This is a genomic window from Streptomyces sp. NPDC008238 (genome assembly GCF_042956445.1).
Classification (GTDB): Bacteria; Actinomycetota; Actinomycetes; order Streptomycetales; family Streptomycetaceae; genus Actinacidiphila.
This window is the reverse complement of the sequence record NZ_JBIBGK010000004.1, coordinates 348160-366434: the sequence shown is the minus strand read 5'-3', so window position 1 is coordinate 366434 and position 18275 is coordinate 348160. Positions and strand designations below refer to the sequence as shown.

General features: G+C 72.2%; 14 protein-coding genes. All 14 read left to right on the top strand.

What is annotated here, in order from left to right; genetic code table 11:
* Positions 1–246 precede the first annotated feature (246 nt).
* The 14 genes from ACFZAU_RS13950 (at position 247) to ACFZAU_RS13885 (ending at position 17982) form a co-directional block, all read left to right on the top strand.
* Positions 247–759, top strand: coding sequence for a hypothetical protein (locus ACFZAU_RS13950; protein WP_500552304.1), 513 nt, complete (start codon positions 247–249; stop codon positions 757–759).
* Between the two features lie 747 nt (positions 760–1506).
* Positions 1507–2067, top strand: coding sequence for a hypothetical protein (locus ACFZAU_RS13945; protein ID WP_500552303.1), 561 nt, complete (start codon positions 1507–1509; stop codon positions 2065–2067).
* A complete protein-coding gene (gene pstC / locus ACFZAU_RS13940; protein ID WP_500461503.1) occupies positions 2064–3092 on the top strand; it encodes a phosphate ABC transporter permease subunit PstC in 1029 nt (342 codons plus the stop codon). The genes ACFZAU_RS13945 and pstC overlap by 4 nt, the downstream gene beginning before the upstream one ends.
* A gap of 1 nt (position 3093) precedes the next feature.
* The gene (pstA, locus tag ACFZAU_RS13935; RefSeq protein ID WP_500552302.1) at positions 3094–4308 is read left to right on the top strand and encodes a phosphate ABC transporter permease PstA; all 1215 of its coding nucleotides are present in this window, start codon (positions 3094–3096) and stop codon (positions 4306–4308) included.
* Between the two features lie 56 nt (positions 4309–4364).
* A complete protein-coding gene (gene pstS / locus ACFZAU_RS13930) occupies positions 4365–6071 on the top strand; it encodes a phosphate ABC transporter substrate-binding protein PstS (RefSeq protein WP_500552301.1) in 1707 nt (568 codons plus the stop codon).
* Positions 6068–8557 carry a hypothetical protein gene (locus ACFZAU_RS13925; RefSeq protein ID WP_500552300.1) on the top strand — a complete coding sequence of 830 codons (2490 nt, stop codon included), beginning with the start codon at positions 6068–6070 and terminating at the stop codon, positions 8555–8557. The genes pstS and ACFZAU_RS13925 overlap by 4 nt, the downstream gene beginning before the upstream one ends.
* Positions 8558–8663: 106 nt before the next feature.
* On the top strand, positions 8664–9647 hold the full coding sequence (locus ACFZAU_RS13920; protein ID WP_500461507.1) for a hypothetical protein: 984 nt from the start codon (positions 8664–8666) through the stop codon (positions 9645–9647).
* Positions 9648–9702: 55 nt separating this feature from the next.
* The gene (locus tag ACFZAU_RS13915) at positions 9703–11277 is read left to right on the top strand and encodes an Ig-like domain-containing protein (RefSeq protein WP_500552299.1); all 1575 of its coding nucleotides are present in this window, start codon (positions 9703–9705) and stop codon (positions 11275–11277) included.
* A gap of 179 nt (positions 11278–11456) precedes the next feature.
* Positions 11457–13343, top strand: coding sequence for a hypothetical protein (locus tag ACFZAU_RS13910; protein ID WP_500552298.1), 1887 nt, complete (start codon positions 11457–11459; stop codon positions 13341–13343).
* Between the two features lie 44 nt (positions 13344–13387).
* Complete coding sequence (locus tag ACFZAU_RS13905) at positions 13388–14257, top strand: hypothetical protein (protein WP_500552297.1); 870 nt, start codon at positions 13388–13390, stop codon at positions 14255–14257.
* A 17-nt stretch (positions 14258–14274) separates the two neighbouring features.
* Complete coding sequence (locus ACFZAU_RS13900) at positions 14275–15582, top strand: Ig-like domain repeat protein (protein WP_500552296.1); 1308 nt, start codon at positions 14275–14277, stop codon at positions 15580–15582.
* The gene (locus ACFZAU_RS13895) at positions 15579–16550 is read left to right on the top strand and encodes a sortase domain-containing protein (RefSeq protein ID WP_500552295.1); all 972 of its coding nucleotides are present in this window, start codon (positions 15579–15581) and stop codon (positions 16548–16550) included. The genes ACFZAU_RS13900 and ACFZAU_RS13895 overlap by 4 nt, the downstream gene beginning before the upstream one ends.
* Positions 16551–16620: 70 nt before the next feature.
* Positions 16621–17385: a phosphate ABC transporter ATP-binding protein gene (locus ACFZAU_RS13890; RefSeq protein ID WP_499599358.1), complete on the top strand. Its 765-nt coding sequence runs from the start codon at positions 16621–16623 to the stop codon at positions 17383–17385.
* A gap of 9 nt (positions 17386–17394) precedes the next feature.
* Positions 17395–17982: a flavoprotein gene (locus ACFZAU_RS13885; protein WP_500552294.1), complete on the top strand. Its 588-nt coding sequence runs from the start codon at positions 17395–17397 to the stop codon at positions 17980–17982.
* Positions 17983–18275 lie beyond the last annotated feature (293 nt).

Here is an 18275-nt window from a genome sequence, read left to right as displayed (position 1 = left end):
GCGGGCGCTCCCCTTCCGTTTCCGCCCGGTGACCGACGGGCGACGGGCCGTCAGGCGGCGGGTGTCGTGGCAGCGGGACGGCAGGCGGGTCACGGTCGTACGAATCCGATCGGGCCCCTGATGCTCACTTATCAGGAATGATCTGTACCGGATCGGTCACGGCAACATTACAGACAGCTCTTGTCTCTGCGCGCATGGTGAAGCTCTGCCACGGTGTCTTCACATCCGAGCCTCAGGGGGTTCACCATGTCTCAGCCGTCGCACGCCTCACCGCCGGGCCAGTACCCGCCGCCACAGGAGCCGGACTGGAGCCGGCCGCCGAAGAAAACGGGTGCGGGGAAGATACTCGGCTTCGGGGTCGTCGCCATCGTCATCGGCGGCAGCGTCGCCTTCGCCCTCAACACCGGGGCGGACAAGGGAAGTTCGGGGAACGACTCCTCGGCCGTCAGCGCCTCCCCGGAGGATGGCGGCAGCGGGAAGTCGGCCCCGGGGGACGCGAAGATCACCTCGTGCGGCGTCAACAACTTCAGCAAGTGGCCCAGTGTCGAGGTGGCCGTCACCAACCACAGTTCGGAGACCTCCGACTACCAGGTGACCATCGACTTCCTCGGTCCGAGCGGGGAGGCCGTCGCCCAGACCGTCGCCAACGCGACCGGCGTGGCCGCGGGGGACCAGGCCGAGACGAGTGCCCAGGGTTCCGAGGCGCTCACCGGTGAGGTCACGTGCAAGATCACCGAGGTGCTGCGCAAGGCGGGCTGACCCCTCGCCCGCGCCGGGCCTGGCGCCGGGGCGAGTACGCGGCGCGATCCGCCGCCCCTCCGGCGCCGGAACCTCCGGTTCGCCTTCCGGACCCCGCGGGACGGGACCGCGGGGTCCGTCCGCGCCTCGCCGGAACCACCGCCGTGCGGGCGGAGGTCGGATTCCGTGAAGGTTCCGCATAAGGGCCCGACACCCTCCAGGATGATCCGAAATGGCGGAAAAACGTCAGGGGCCGGCGGCGATCGATGGCGGGTCCCGTGCCTGCCGGTAGGTTCTCCCGGTCGCAATGGGGCGTGATGTGTGGACCGTCCGTTTACGTGCACCCACCACGGACCCCGATTCGGGTGCGGAGTGTCACCGTTGCCCTGATCCTGATTACCTTGCGTGGACCTGCACGTCTCGTTCATCTTCTCTCCGTTCGGCCTTCACTCTTCCTTGAGCGCGATCCCCTCATGGGCCGCGACATTCAGTGCCGCCTGAGGATGCATTTCGGCCTGGGGCACAACGGCGCGAAGGGGAGGGAGGTCGGCCGCCATGGTCCGGCCACGCGTTCTGTACATGTCGGCCCACGGTGATGGCAGGTCCCTGCCACAGGCCTCATCGCCTGCGCGACCGGTGGACCCGGAGGACTCCGGGCACGCCCCGGACGGCTCTCCGCGCACCGCGAGACCCGGCGGGGGAGCCAGACCCGACGGCCCGGACCGCCGGGGCCGCGACGACCGCGGCGACCGGGACGAGCGTCCCGGGGTGCGGGCCACCGCGATCGGCTGGCGCCTGGTCGGCGCCAACAACCGCGAACTGGGCCGCAGCGCGGTCACCTATGCCTCCCTCGCGGAGTGCCAGGCCGCCGTGCTCATGCTCCGCGAGCACATCGGTCAGGTCCGGGCGCAGCTGTCCATGGCCCACGCGGGCGGCACCTGGACGTGGCGCGTCGAACTCGGCGGCAAGGACGTCGCCGTGTCCGGCCGGACGTACCACCGCCTGCGCGAGTGCCAGCAGAACCTCGGGCGCTTCCTGGCCGCGGTCCCGGTCGCCGAGATGACCGAGGGCACGGCCCACCGGCCGCGGCTGCGCGGCCTGCGCGCGTCGTCGTCCCCGGGGTCTACGCGAGGAGAACCGGAGGAACCGCGTGGCGGGCCCCGGCGGGACACCCCCGTCCGGGCCGTGACCGCCGCAGCCGTCGCGACCGCCGGACCCGCCGCTGCCTCAGCCGCCGTACCCACTGCGACCGCCGTACCCACTGCTACCGCCGCATCCGCGGCGCCCGCGGCGACCGCCGGTTCCCGCCTCGGGGCGGTGGCACGATGACCGCACTCGCTCCCGATCTCACCGGCACGGAGCCCGGCCCCGCCGCCGAGGACGTACCGCGCGACATCAGTTCGTCCCCCGAGCCGGCCGACCGCGTCTTCCGCCTCGTCGCCCGCGGCAGCGGTGCCGCGGTGCTCGCGATCATGCTGCTGGTCGGCTTCTTCCTCACCTACCGCGCGTGGGAGGCGCTGAGCGTCGCCGGCTTCTCCTTCCTCACCACCACCGCCTGGGAGCCCGACTCCCACCACTTCGGCATCGCGGCGGTGCTCACCGGCACGGTGCTGATCGGCGTGGTCGCCATCTGCTTCGCCCTGCCCCTGGCGCTGGGCACGGCGCTGTACATCTCGGAGTACGCCCCGCGACGGTTGAAGCGGTTCCTGGTCAGCCTCGTCGACCTCATGGCGGCGGTGCCGAGCGTGGTCTACGGCCTGTGGGGGGCGTTCTTCCTCCAGGGGCACGTGGTCGGCCTCTCCCGCTGGATCTCCACGTACTTCGGCTGGATCCCGATCTTCAAGGTCAACGGGGCCGAGCCCGACAACCCGCTGGCGAGCATGACGGTCTACACGTCCTCCACCTTCATCGCCGCCATGGTCGTGGCGCTGATGGTGACCCCGATCGCCTGCTCCGTCATGCGCGAGGCGTTCTCCCAGGCACCGCCCGGTGAGCGCGAGGGCGCGTTCGCGCTCGGTGCCACCAGGTGGGGCATGATCCGCTCCGTCGTCCTGCCCTTCGGGCTCGGCGGCGTGATCGGCGGGACGATGCTCGGTCTCGGCCGGGCACTCGGCGAGACCATCGCGGTCTACATGATCATCTCGCCGGTGTTCGAGATCCAGCCGCACATCCTGCAGAACGGCGCCATCTCCGTGTCGTCGCTGATCGCCCTCCGCTACGGATCCGCGAGCGAACTCGGCATGTCGGCCCTCATGGCCGCGGGCCTCGCCCTCTTCATCATGACCCTCATCGTCAACTTCATCGCCTCCTCGATCGTGGCGCGCAGCCGCTCGGGTGCGGGGGCGGAGGCCTGAAATGACCGATCTCCTCAAGACACTGCGGACGACGACACCGACCCGCGAGGACGACGCCGGGCCGGAGGTGCGCCGCAGCACCTCGCCCGTGACGGCAGAGGACCGGCTGGCCCTCGGCGGCGCACTGGCCGGATCCGTGGCCCTGACGTTCGTGCTGTTCGGCTGGATCGCCCCGTTCGACTCGCTGCTGGGCTTCGTGGTCGTCGCCTACGTACTCTTCGTCGCCCTGTACGCGGTGCTGGTCTCCCTCGACCAGAACCGCGTCGCGGTGCGCGACCGGGTCGCCGCCGTCATCTGGCAGAGCCTGGCGATGCTGCTCCTGCTGGCCCTGCTCTTCGTGGTCGGATACGCCCTGTACCGCGGCAGGCCCGCGCTGGCGCACCTCAACTTCTTCACCCAGAACATGGGCGGCACGGGCCCTCTGGCCCCGCTCACCCAGGGCGGCGTGCTGCACGCGATGGTCGGCACCCTGGAGCAGATCAGCACCGCGCTGGCGATCACCGTGCCGCTGGGCCTGCTGTGCGCGGTGTTCCTCAACGAGGTTCCGGGCACCTACGCGCGTTTCGTGCGGACCGTCGTCGAGGCGATGACCGCGCTGCCCTCGATCGTGGCGGGCCTGTTCATCTACGCCACCTTCATCCTCATTCTCCACTTCGAGAAGTCCGGCCTCGCCGCCGGGCTCGCGCTGAGCGTGATGATGCTGCCGATCATCATCCGCGCGGCCGACGTGGTCATCCGGCTGGTGCCGGGTTCCCTGCGCGAGGCCTCCTACGCGCTCGGTTCGGGTCAGTGGCGCACGATCTGGACCGTCGTGCTGCCGACCTCCCGTTCCGGTCTGACGACCGCGGTGATCCTCGGGACCGCCCGCGGCATCGGCGAGACGTCCCCGGTGCTGCTCACCGCCGGAGCCAACCCCTCGCTCAACGCCGACCCGCTGAGCGGGCCCCAGGTCTCGCTGCCGCTGGCCACCTTCCAGCTGGTGGCCTCTCCCCAGCCCAACATGATCGCCCGCGGGTTCGGCTGCGCCGGGCTGCTGATGGCGCTCGTCCTGCTGCTCTTCCTGCTGGCCCGCGTCCTCGGCGGCCGCGGCGCGGGTGAGCTGTCCCGGGGGCAGCAGCACCGGCGGGTGCTGGCCTCCCGCCGTGACGCGGAGCGCATGAACCGCCGGCCGGCTCCGCTCGCGCAGTCCACGTCCGCGACCGGGACCCAGCCGTGACCGTCCACCCCGCCCGCCACCAGGGCACCGACCGCACCGATCAGGAGTCACCCGCCATGCCCGGAGCACGTCCGGCACCGTCCGAACGTTCCCGCTTCAGAGCTCTGACAGCCCTCGCCCTGATGCTGGCGGCGCTGCTCTTCGGCGCCTCGCTGCCCGTCGCCGAAGAGGCGGCCGCCGTGACGTACGTCCCGATCGCGGGCGCCGGCTCCACCTGGAGCCAGAACGCGATGGACCAGTGGACGGCCAACGTCCAGCAGTACAACATGAAGGTCACCTACAACGGGACCGGCTCCTCCGACGGCCGCAACCAGTACCGCAACGGCACCGTCGACTTCGCCGTCTCCGAGATCCCCTACGGCATCAAGGACTCGGGCGTCGTCGACACCCCGCCCCGCCGCAAGTACGCGTACATGCCGATCGTGGCCGGCGGCACGTCGTTCATGTACAACCTCAAGATCGGCAACAAGCAGGTGACCAACCTGCGGCTGTCCGGCGAGGTCATCACCAAGATCTTCACCGGTGTCATCAAGACCTGGAACGACCCGGCGATCAAGAAGGACAACCCGGCACTCGCCGCGTCGCTGCCGGCGCGTCCGGTCGTCCCCGTGGTCCGCTCGGACGGCTCCGGCACCACCGCGCAGTTCACGACCTGGATGGCCAGGCAGTACGGCGGGCTGTGGGACGACTACTGCCGCAAGGCCGGCCGCAGCACGCCGTGCGGCACGACGTCCATCTACCCCAAGATCTCCGGATCCTCCGTGGTCGCCCAGGCGGGCTCCAACGGCGTCTCCGGCTACGTCGCCGCGCAGCGCAACGTCGGCACGATCACGTACGTCGAGTACTCCTACGCGAAGGTCACCACGCACTTCCCGGTCGTCAAGGTGCTCAACAAGGCGGGCTACTACGTCGAGCCGACCGACAAGAACGTGGCCGTGGCGCTGCTGAAGGCGCAGATCGACGACAAGACGCTCACCCAGAAGCTGGACGGCGTCTACAACGACACGGACCGCCGGACCTACCCGCTGTCCAGCTACAGCTACATGATCATTCCGACCAAGGTCGAGAACAACTTCAGCGAGCTGAAGGGCAAGACCCTCGGTGCGTTCGCCTACTACTTCCTGTGCGAAGGCCAGAAGAGCGTCGGCAAACTCGGGTTCTCGCCCCTGCCGATCAACCTGGTGAAGGCCGGCCTCGCGCAGGTCCGCCGCATCCCCGGGGTCGACGTCGAGTCGATCGACGTCAAGAAGTGCCAGAACCCCACCTTCTCCACCGACGGCACCAACACCCTCGCCAAGAACGCGCCCTACCCGCAGCCCTGCGACAAGCAGGGAGGCCGCCAGTGCGCCACGGGCACCGGCGGCAACACGACGTCGACCACGGTCAAGGGCGGTTCCGGCTCGTCGGGCGGCTCGGGCACCGGCGGTTCCGGCAGCAGCGGTACGTCCGCCGGCTCGTCCGGCAGCGGGAGCGGGTCCGCCACGGGCACGTCGGGCGGGAACTCGGACGGCACATCGGCCGGCGGCACGAACGCGTCGCCCTCGGTCGACCCCGACACCGGACAGGTGGTCGCCAACGACGGTTCGACGGGCGCCTCCGGGGGTGAGGACGGCGCGTACTCCACGCCGGTCACCACCGCGAGCAGCATCGGCGGCGGCACGCGCACCGCCCTAATGGTGCTCGCCGCGGTGCTGTTGCTGGCACTGACGGTCGCGCCGCCGCTGCTCACGTCGCTCCTGAACCCGAAGCGGAGGCGGTCGTGATCCCCGCGCGTCTCCGCCGGGCGGCGCACCGCGCCGTACTCGTCGCCTGCGCCCTGGTGATGGCCGCGGCGGCGGCGCCCGCCACCGTCTCCCAGGCCGACTCCGGCTCCGGGATGACCGTCTCCGGCAAGGGGGACTTCGCCGACCTCAAGGTGACCGTCGACCAGACGAGCAGCCTGGTCAACCAGGTCGTGAAGATCAGCTGGAAGGGCGCGGTCCCCACCGTCGACGACAGCAAGTACCCCGCCGACTACCTGCAGATCATGCAGTGCTGGGGCGACGACCCCGCGGGTCCGAGCCCCGAGCAGTGCCAGTTCGGCGGTTCGGCCGACCTGGGCGCGGGCACGGGCGGACAGGCGGCCGGCGCCTGGACCAACACCCGGCAGCTCAGCTACGGAGGCCTCAAGGACCCGGCGCAGACGCTGCCGCCGCCCGCCTCGGGCAGCAGCATCTCGTTCGCGCCCTTCCGCGCCGTGAGCGGGGACGTGTTCGACAAGGGCAACACCAATGAGTTCTTCGACTCGAACACCACCAACGAGGTGCCCTACGCGCGCACCGGTTCCAACGGGACCGGGGAGGTCTACTTCGAGGTCCAGACCGCGGCGGAGGCCCCCGGCCTCGGCTGCGGCGACGTCCCGAAGGGGAAGTCCGGCGCGCGTTCGTGCTGGCTCGTCGTCGTCCCCCGTGGCGAGACGGAGGTCGACGGGACCTCGTACAAGGCGCAGTCGGACGGCCTGCTCCAGTCCTCGCCGCTGTCGGCGACCAACTGGAAGGAGCGCCTGGTCTTCCCCCTGCGCTTCGAGCGGACCGGCACGTACTGCCCCATCGGCGCGGCCGAGCGTCCCACCCTGGGCACCGAGATGGTCGCCGAGGCCGTGCACCGCTGGCAGCCCACCCTCTGCCAGACCGGCAACAAGACCATCTACGGGTTCGCGCCGGCGGGCGACGCCGGCGCCCGGGAGAACCTGTCGACGGAGGAGCCGGGCATGGTGTTCCTCAACCGGGCCGCGGATCCGTCCACGTTCGCCCCGGACGCCAAGCCCGTCTACGCCCCGGTCACCCTGTCCGGGCTGACCCTCGGCTTCTTCATCGAGAGCCATGCGGCGTCCTCCGCGCCGGAGGACGTCCGCGCGGACAACGGCCTCCGGCTGGAGTCGCTGAACCTCACCCCGCGGCTGGTCGCCAAACTGCTCACCGAGTCGTACCAGGACGGCAACTCGCGCTTCGCCGAGAGCACCGCGAAGAACCCGTACAACCTGGGACACGATCCGGAGTTCATCAAGTACAACCCGAAGTACAAGGATCTGGACTTCCTCGGTGCCCTCGGTGACGCGCTGGTGCCGCAGCCCCTCTCGGACGCGACCGCGCAGCTGTGGAGCTGGATCGACAGCGACCCCGCCGCCCGTGAGTTCCTCGACGGCACGCCCGACAACAAGGGCAGCCACGGCGACCCGGGTTTCTCGGGCATGACGGTCAACCCGAACTACAAGGACCTGGACCTGCCCGTCGACAACTTCCCGAAGAGCGACCCGTACTGCCAGCAGTTCGAGGACCACCCGGACCAGCCGCTGTGCATCCTCGACAAGCACCCCTACGCGACCGACCTGCGCAACGCGGCCCGCTCCGCCGCCCGCGGCGACACGCTGGCCCGCGGCAACTGGGACCCGACCAGCCAGCCGCCCGCCTACAAGAAGGACCCCCCGCAGCCGGCGGGCAGGCGGGCCATCCTGGCGGTGACCGACACCCCGACCGCCCGGCGGTACGGACTGGTGACGGCGAACCTGCAGAACGCCTCCGGCGCCTTCGTGGCGCCCACCGACGCGGCCATGCTCGCCGCGCAGAAGAGCATGAAGGCCGGCCCGGTGGGCGGCGTCATGGTGAGCGACCCCAGGGCCGCCGCCAAGAACGCCTACCCGCTCACGGTCCTCACCTACGCCGCCACCGTCCCCGAGAGGCTCAGCAAGCAGGAGGGCCGGGACTACGCCGCGCTGCTGCGGTACGCCGTGGGCAAGGGCCAGGCGCCCGGAGTGACCCCCGGCACGCTCCCCGAGGGGTACGCCCCGCTGCCGGCGTCGCTGCGCAAGCAGACCGAGTCGGCCGCCGACGCCGTCGTGTCCCGGTCGGGCCCCTCCGTGCCCGAGGAGGAGGGCGAGAACACCTCCGACGGCACGGGCGGCGGTTCGGGCGGCAGTGGCAGCGGCGGCGGTCAGACCGTCGGCACCACGCCTTCCACGACGCCGTCCTCGCCCCCGCCGAGCACCCAGGCGTCCACGGCGCCGCCGGTCCCCGTGGCCGCCGAGAGCCCGCTGGGCCGCACTCCGGCATGGGCGCTGGGCGCCATGCGCTACGTCCTCCTGGTCGCCCTGGCCGCCGGGCTCGTCGCGGCGGTCTGCGGCCCCCTCCTGCCGAGGGTGGCGCCGCGACTCGCGGCGGGCTTCCAGACCTGGCGTGCGAAGGGCACGTCCGGACGAGAGCCGAGGGGGTGATGCCCGAACCCGAGACCACGACAGGTCCGCGCCAACGAACTGTCTGAAACAACCGTGCCGGGCACCACCCGGCGCAAGCCTATCCGAGAGGTAAACGCAAGTGAACATGCGCAAGTTCGCAGTGGCCGTCATCGGCGCCGCCGGCCTGCTCACCGGTACCGTCTGCGGCAGCGTCGCCGTCGCCGACCCCTCCGGTGCCCCGGCCTTCCGCCAGCTGTCCGGTGTCGGCTCCGACACCACCCAGGACGTCATGAACGGCATGGCCCAGTCGATCACCATCGGCGGCCAGAAGGTCATCGGCTCCTACGACGCCACCGGCACGACGAAGATCTCGACCAAGAGCGGCGCCGCCTGCACCATCGACCGCCCGAACGGTTCGGGTGCCGGCCGCAACGCCCTGGTCGCCTCCCTCCAGGCCGGCGACAACTGCCTGGACTTCGCCCGGTCCTCCAGCCTCAACCTGGGCGCCGTGGACCCGGACCTCACCTACGTCCCGTTCGCCGTGGACGGCGTGACCTACGCGATCACCGGCTCCAGCCAGATCCCGCGCAAGCTCACGCTGAACGACCTGAAGCAGATCTACACCTGCAACAAGGACTACGTGGGCACCGCTCCCAACTTCACCATGACGGCGTACCTCCCGCAGGCGGGCTCCGGCACGCGCAGCTTCTGGGAGTCCACCGTCGGCATCTCGGACACCGACGTGAAGAACGGCGTCTACCCCTGCATCAAGGACGCCAAGAACGGCAACCCGGTGCAGGAGCACGACGGCCGCGTCCTCGACGACAAGTCGATCGTGCCGTTCTCCATCGCCCAGTACAGCTCGCAGGCCACGCAGACCATCGCGGACCTCCGCGGCAAGGCCGTCCTCGGCACCATCGACGGTCTCGCGCCGACCGTGCTGAACAGCAACTTCGGTGTGAAGCGCGACGTCTACAACGTGATCCCGACCAGCAAGGTCGGCACCGCGCCGTGGAGCACGGTCTTCGTCGGCTCGAACTCGCTGATCTGCCAGAAGACCGACGTGATCAACACCTACGGCTTCGCTGCCAACGCCAACTGCGGCGACACCAGCAAGCAGACCCCCTGATCACGCCCTGCTGTTTCCGTCACCTTCGCAACCTCCGAAGAGGGAGAACACGACAGTGTTCAAGAACAAGCTCTCGCGGGCCATGGCGGGCGGTCTCGCGAGCCTCGTCGCCGCCTGCGCGGCCGGCCTGATCGCGGCCCCCGCCGCGCACGCCGCCGAGATCGGCAGCCTGTCCTTCAACCCGGCCACCGGTACCGACACCACGGGCATCGCGCTGACCACCACGGGCGCCTGCCCCGACGAGGCGACCAACGTCATCGTGTCCGTCACCGGTTCGGGCTTCCCGGCCGAGGGCCAGACCGTCGTCGGCAACGCGTCCAAGGAGATCTACCCGATCTCCGGTGACGGCGGGATGGTCATCCCGCTGACGCAGACCATGCGCGACTACGCCAAGGACGCCGGCTTCAACGAGCTGAAGGGCGAGTACTCCTTCAAGGTCACCTGCCGCCTGGCCTTCGGCTCCTCGAACTTCGGCGACTTCACCGGTTCGATCTGGTTCACGTCCAACGAGACGTACCAGGACACCGACCCGAGCGTGAAGACCGACACCACCACCTCCCTCGCGGCCTCCCCGGCCAGCCCGGTCACCGAGGGCGAGACGGTCACGCTGACCGCGAACGTGGCCCCGGCCGCCGCCGCGGGCAAGGTGCAGTTCAAGGACAACGGCACCGCGCTCGGCTCCCCGGTCACCGTCTCCGCCGGCACCGCGGTCCTCACCACGAACGCGCTGGCCGCGGGCGACCACGACCTGACCGCCGAGTTCACCCCGACCGGCGCGGCGTACAACCCGTCCGCCTCCACCGCGGTGGCGTACAAGGTGAACGCCCCGCAGGCGACGGCGACGACGACCTCGCTGGCCATCTCGCCGTCCGACACCACGCCGCAGTTCAGCCCGGTCACCATGAACGCCACGGTCACCCCCGCCGCCGCGGCCGGTTCCGTGAAGTTCCAGGACACCGTGGGCGGTAACACCACCACGCTGGCCACCGTCCCCGTCTCGGGCGGCCAGGCCTCCTACACCACCAGCAGCCTCGACAAGGGTGAGCACGCCTTCTCCGCCACCTTCGTCCCGGCGAACTCCGCGGCCTACACCGGTTCCGACTCCGGCGCCGTGCCGTACCTGATCGGTGACTTCGCGGGCGTCTCCGCCTCGCAGGACATCACCACCACCGTCGAGTCCGGCGCCCTGGTCATCAGCGTCGACAACCCGCACGTCACCCTGCCGTCGCCGGTGCTGAACGCCGACGGCGACCTGCTGACGACCGCGGGCGACATCAACACCGTCACCCTGACCGACACCCGCGCCGGCAACCCCGGCTGGAGCGTCAGCGGCCAGGTGACCGACTTCTCCGACGGTGGCACGCACGCCATCAACGGCCAGAACCTGGGCTGGACGCCGAACGTGGTCGACCACGCCCCGGCGCAGACCGTCACCGCCGGCTCCGCGGTCGCCGCGGCGCAGGGTGTCGCCTCCGGTGACGCCGGTCAGGGCGGTCTGAAGGCCTCCCGCTCCCTGGCCACCGGTACCGGCCTCGGTACCGCGCACCTGGGTGCGGACCTCGCTCTGAACGTGCCGACCTCCACCGTGGCCGGCACCTACACCGCGACCCTCACCCTGACGGCCATCTGAGCCGGCGGACGGCCTGAGGGGCGCTGACGCCCCCGGGGCCGGCCCGGGCCGGGACGGGCAGCGATGCCCGTCCCGGCTCCCGGGTCCGGCCCGTCCGCACGCACGGCCATGTGCCCCGGCACCCTGCCGCGGCCCCCCGTACCACCCCGTCCCACCCGCGCCCGATCGGACGACCTGACATGATCACACGATCAGCCCGCCGTATCGCCGCCGTCCTGGCCGCCTGCGTCCTCGCCGTACTCCCGGCCGCCGAAACGGCGTCGGCCGCCACCCCGCAGGCCGCCGCCTCGCACGCGGCCACCGCACGACCCGGCGCGGGCCCGAACGGGCGCACCACCTTCGGCGTCCAGCCGTCGACGGCCGACAAGCCCGACGGCCGGCCCCACTACTCGTACGGCGTGACCCCCGGAGCCGTCATCCGGGACCACATCGCCATCTGGAACTACAGCGCCGAGCCGCTGACGCTGGACGTCTACGCCGCCGACGCCGTCAACTCCGCCGAGGGCGGCTTCGACCTGCTGCCGCGGGCCACCAAGTCCGCCGACGCCGGCACCTGGGTCAAGCTCGGCAGGTCCCGGGTGACCGTGGCCTCCCGCTCCCGCGTCATCGTCCCCTTCACGCTGACCGTGCCCCGCACCGTGAGCCCCGGCGACCATCCCGCCGGCATCGTCGCCTCGCTGTCCGCGGTGCGCACCAGCGCCAAGGGCGACCGGGTCCAGGTCGACCAGCGCGTCGGCGCCCGGATGTACCTGCGGGTGGCCGGCCGGCTGCGGCCGCTGCTCGACGTCGAGGACGTCCACACCGAGTACCACGGCACGGCCAACCCCTTCGGGACCGGCACCGCGACGGTGTCGTACACCGTGCGCAACTCCGGCAACGTCCGGCTTGCCGCCGAGCAGACGGTCCGCGTCCACGACGCGTTCGGGGGCATCGCCACGGTGAAGGGCTCGCGCGACCTCGCCGAGATCCTGCCGGGCAACGCGCTGAGGATCAGCGTCACGGCCACCGGCGTCCTGCCCACGGTGCGGGACGCCACCACCGTCTCGGTCGACGCGGTCTCCGTACGCGGTGACGTCGCGATCCCCGACCTGCCGAGCCTGACCCGCACCCAGGGCTTCTGGGCGGTGCCCTGGTCGCTGCTGGCCGTGCTGCTCGTCGTCGTCGTGGCGGCCGTCGTGTGGTGGGTCCGCCGCAGGCGCCGCCGCCGCGGTCAGCGCCCGGACGCCGCGCGCACCGCCGCGGCCTCGCCGAAGAAGCCGGCCCCCGCCTCGCGCGCCTCCGCCCCCGTCGCCATGGTGCTGGCCGCCCTCTCGCTGTGGGCGGGCGCCCCCGCGGCCCACGCCGCCGAGCGCGGCGGCCTCACGGTCGCGCCGCAGCACGGCAGCGCCACCGAGCCCATGACCCTCACCGCCGCCGGGCCCTGCCCGGACGGGACGCGGAACCTCATCGCGTGGGTGAAGGGCGCCGGATTCCCCCGCGACGGCAAGGTCGTCGTCGGCAACTCCGAGATCGGCACCTACCCGTCGGCGCCCGGCGGCGGACCCGTGGTCCCGCTGACGTACACGATGCAGGACTACGCCCTCGACGCCGGTTTCAGCACCCTGCGCGGCACCTACACCTTCACCGTCAGCTGCCTGGAGGCCCCCTTCGGCCTCAAGAGCCTGCGGGACTTCAGCGGTTCGCTCCGCTTCGCCTCCAAGACCTCCTACACGGACGGCACCCGGGCCACCCCCGAGAACCCCGGGGCGGCACGTTCCGCCCAGCCCGGCGGTACGGCAGGTCCCGGCGCGTCGTCCACCCCTGGCGGGTCCGGCCCGTCGGCCCCGGCCGGCGGCCAGGGCACCGTGCCCTCCGGCTCCCCGTACGCCTCCGGCGCGCCCGGCCAGGGCGGTGTCACCGGCGTGGTGAACGCCGCCTCGGCCGACCCGGCCGGGGACGGGAGCGGCTCCCTCGCCGCCTGGTCGCTCGGCGGCTTCGCGGTCGCCTTCCTGGTGCTCCTGGCGGGCGCCGCCCAGTGGGTGCGCGGGCGCAGAGGACGCACCGCGTCGGCGGACACGTCCGGCTGAGTACCCGTCACCCACGTCCATCACAAGCAATGAGGAGAAAGAAAGTGTCGTTCACACGTCTGCACCGCTCGACCGCGGCCGCGCTCGGCTCGCTCGTCCTGGCCGGAGGGGCGGTGGGCATCATGGCCTCGACCTCCGCGCACGCGGACACCATCGGCACCCTGAAGGTGAACCCGGCCACCGGCACGGACACCAGCGGGATGGACCTCACCACCTCGGGCATGTGCCCGGCCGAGGCGACCAACGTCATCGTGTCCGTCACCGGTTCGGGCTTCCCCGAGGAGGGCATGAACGTCGTCGGCAACGCGTCCAAGGAGATCTACCCCGCGAGCGAGGGCGGCTTCCGCGTTCCGCTGTCGCAGACCATGCGCGACTACGCGAAGGACGCGGGCTTCGACGTGCTCCAGGGCCGCTACGAGTTCACGGTCACCTGCCGCCTGGCGTTCGGCGAGACCTCGTACGGCGACTACAAGGGGTCGGTCTGGTTCACCTCCAACACCGCGTACCAGGACACCGACCCCGCGGGCGGCACCCCGAGCACCACCCCGAGCACCACGCCCAGCACCACCCCGTCGAACACCACCACGCCGACGACGGACCCGACCGGCACCGGCGAGCCCACGGACACCGGTGACCCGACGGACACCGGCGAGCCCACCGACACCGGTGACCCGACGGACACCAGCGGTGGCGACACGACCGGTGGCGACACGACCGACGGCGGCTCGGAGGGCATCTCCACCGAGGTCGACGGCGGCGCGTCGGGCGACGACGGCGGCTCGCTGGCCGCCACCGGCGCCGACGCCGGCTGGCTGGCCGCCGCCGCGGCCGCCCTGGTCGGGGCCGGGACCGTGGTCGTCCGGCAGGCGCGCCGCCGCGGCCTGCTGTCCTTCTCCGACTCCTCGAACGACTGAGACGGCGGGGAACGACCATGAAGATCACGACCGTGCGCCGGCGGCTCTCGCTGGTGCTCGCTTCGGCGCTCGCGGCCGGCGGCATCGCCGTCGCCGTCGCCGGGACGGCCAGGGCCGAGGTCATCGGCTCCATGGAGGTCGCGCCGGCCACCGGCACGGACCTGTCGGGGATGTCGCTGACCACGTCGGCGCCGTGCCCCGACGAGGCGACCAACCTCATCGTCAAGGTGACCGGTTCGGGCTTCCCGGCCGAGGGCCAGAACGTGGTGGGCAACTCGGAGATCGCCATCTACCCCGGGGCCCCCGGCGGCGGCTTCACCGTGCCGCTGATGCAGACGATGCGCGACTACGCGAAGGACGCGGGCTTCGACGAGCTGAAGGGCCGCTACGACTTCACCCTGACCTGCCGCAAGGCCTTCGGGTCGGCGACGTACGGCGACTTCACCACCGCCGTCTGGTTCACCTCCGACACCACGTACCAGAGCACCCCGCCCCCCACCCAGGCCGCCACAACGACCACCCTCGCCGCCTCCCCGGCGAGCCCGGTGGTGCAGGGCACCGCGGTGAAGCTCACCGCGACGGTGGCCCCGGCCGCGGCCGCGGGCTTGGTCCGCTTCCTGGACGGCTCGGCCCAGATAGGCTCGCCGGTCACCGTGTCGAACGGCACCGCCTCGCTGAGCACCGGCGCCCTGGGCGTCGGCACTCACACGCTGACCGCGGCGTTCACCCCGGCCGACGCGGCGGCGTACAAGCCCTCGGTCTCGGCGGCCCTCCCGTACACGGTCAAGGTCAAGCCCCCGGTGGTCGTCACCGCCGCGAAGGTGACCGGCACCGCCAAGGTCGCCTCGCAGGTGACCTGTTCCGCCACGTTCAGCGGGGCGACCTCGTACGCGTACGGCTGGCTGCGCGACAGCAAGGTCATCAGCGGCGCGACCGCGAAGACCTTCGGCCTGACCTCGAGCGACTACAAACACAAGGTCTCCTGCCGGATCACCGCGAAGAACAGCACCGGCAGCACCGCGGCGACCAGCCCCGCGGTGACCGTGGCCGTCGGCCCGGCCCTGAAGTACACCAAGCTGCCGACCGTCAGCGGCACCGCCAAGGTCGGCAAGCGGCTCACCGCCAAGGCCGGCAGCTGGAAGCCCTCCGCCACGTCCTACAGCTACGAGTGGCGGCGTGACGGCAAGGTGATCCGCGGCGCCACGCACTCCACCTACGTGCTGACCAAGTCCGACCGCGGGCACCGCGTCGCGGTCAAGATCACCGCCAAGCGGTCGGGCTACTCCAACGGCAGCGCCACCTCCAAGTCGGTGAAGGTCGGATGACCCAGCTCGGCACCCCGGTCCGCGTGGCCCCCGGCCACGACCGGCCCGCCCCCTCGGGGGACGGGCCGGCGGACCGCACCCCGCCGGGGCCGCCGGCCGGCCGGACGCGCACGCGTCCGGCCGGCCCCGGCCTGCGGGTCACCGGTGCGGCACTGAGCATCCTGGCGGCCCTGCTCCTCGGCTTCGTCGTGGACGTGGGCCTGCTCGGCCAGGTCCGCCACGCCCGCGACCAGCAGGTCGACTACGCCGCCCTGCGCAACGACCTCGCCAACGGCGTGGCACCCGTGGGCGGCTCGGGCGACGGCCTCAAGCCGCTGACCTCCGGCACCCCGGTGGCGGTGCTCTCCGTCCCCGGGCTCGGCCTGCGCGAGGTCGTCGGCGAGGGCACCACCTCGGAGGTCCTGACCCGCGGTCCGGGCCACCGCCGCGACACCCCGCTGCCCGGCCAGGCCGGCGTCAGCGTCATCATGGGGCGCCAGGCGACCTACGGCGGCCCGTTCCGGCACCTCGGCGGTCTCCACCCGGGCGAGCAGCTCACCGTGACCACCGGTCAGGGCGTGCACCGCTACCGCGTCGCCGCGGTCCGCCGCGCCGGTGACCCCCAGCCCGCGCCGCCCGCGGCCGGCAAGGGCCGCCTGACGCTGATCACCGCCGAGGGCACCCCCTTCATGCCGAAGGGCATCCTGCGGGTGGACGCGGACCTGATGTCCGACGTCCAGCCCGCCTCCGCCCCCGCCGTTCCGGCCGGCGCGCTGCCCGCCGAAGAGGCCGCGATGGCCGTCCAGGAGTCCGCCTGGCTGCCGGTCGTCCTGTGGGGCCAGGCCATGCTCCTCGCCGCCGCCGGTCTCGCCTGGGCCCACGCCCGCTGGGGACGGCGGCACGCCTGGGTCGTCGGCGTCCCCGTGCTCGGCCTGCTCGGCCTCCTCGTCGCGGACCACGCGGCACTGCTCCTGCCCAACCTGATGTGAGGACCCGTTCGTGACCGAGACCACCATCCCGCTCCCGCCGATCACCGAGGACGCCCACGCCGGCGCGACCCTGGACGCCCGCCGCATCTCGTGCTGGTTCGGCGACCACAAGGTCCTCGAACGGGTCTCCCTGACCATGCCCGCCGGGCAGGTCACCGCCCTCATCGGCCCCTCGGGCTGCGGCAAGTCCACCTTCCTGCGGACCCTCAACCGCATGCACGAGCTCGTGCCCTCCGCATCCCTGGCCGGCGAGGTCCTGCTGGACGGCGAGGACATCTACGCCCGCGGACGCCGCCTCACCGAGGCCCGCCGCCGCATCGGCATGGTCTTCCAGAAGCCCAACCCCTTCCCGGCGATGTCGATCTACGACAACGTCACCGCGGGCCTCAAGCTCACCGGCCAGCGGGTCCGCGACTCCCTGAAGGACGACCTCGTCGAGGAGTGCCTGACCAAGGCCGGCCTCTGGAAGGAGGTCCGGGCCCGGCTGCGCCAGCCCGGCGGCGCCCTCTCCGGCGGTCAGCAGCAGCGCCTGTGCATCGCCCGCTCGCTGGCCGTACGGCCCAAGGTGCTGCTCATGGACGAGCCCTGCTCGGCCCTGGACCCCACCTCGACCCGGCGCATCGAGGAGACGATCCGCGAACTGGCCCACGAGGTCACGATCGTGATCGTCACCCACAACATGCAGCAGGCCGCCCGCGTCTCGGACCAGTGCGCCTTCTTCCTCGCGGAACAGGGCACGCCCGGCGGCATCGTGGAGCACGGCCCCACCACGGCCATGTTCGGCAGCCCGACCGACCCGCGGACGGCCGACTACGTGGAGGGCCGGTTCGGGTAAGGGGTGGTCATGCCTTCGTACACGTCCCCACCGCGGGCACGGCCGGCCCGCGGGGTCCTCGCCGTCGTCGGCTCGGCCGCCGACGGCGCCGAGACCCTGCGCGAGGGACTCGTGCTGCCCGCGATCGCCCGCGGCTGGCGCGTTGCCGTCACGCTCACCCCGGCCGCCGCACTCCGGCTGCGCGAACAGGGCGAGACCGGGCGGCTGCGCGACGCCACCGGCCTGCCCGTACGCGACCGGTCGCGGCTCCCCGGCGAGCCGCGGCCCCATCCGGACCCGGACTGCTGCGTGCTGGCTCCGGCCGATGCCGACACCCTGGCCAAGCTCGCCCTCGGCATCGCCGACAACCAGGCCCTCACCCTGCTCGCCGAGGTCCTCGGCACCCCGCACGTGCCACTCGTGGCCGTCCCCGTCGTCAGCGCGGCCCACGCCCGCCACCCCGCGTGGCCGGGCCACCTCGCGACCCTCCGCGCGGCGGGCGTCCACCTGCTGCCCGACCCGGACGTACGGCCCGTGCCGGAACCGGGCGACGCGCCCGGCGGGCGCGGCCTTCCCTGGGCGGACGTCCTGGAGACGATCGACCGCGTGACGGGCTGAGGCCGCCGTCGCGGACCCGGGCCACCGGGGTCCCGGCGTTGGTGCGTTCGCTGTTCGGCCTTCACCTTTCCGCCGCCCCGGGTTGCGGCCGGCCGCGCATCCTTGCGCGATGCGATCGGGCACGGGGAGTGACCCTCGATCGCGCCCGGGGCACGGACACCGTGCCCCGCGACAGGGGGGAACGACGGTTCATGGCAAGCGGTCGGCGATCAGCGGCACCGTTCCGGTCGGTGCGGGTCCGCGCCGGGACGTCGAGCGCGCATGAGCGGGCGCGCCCACCCCAGGCCCTCCGG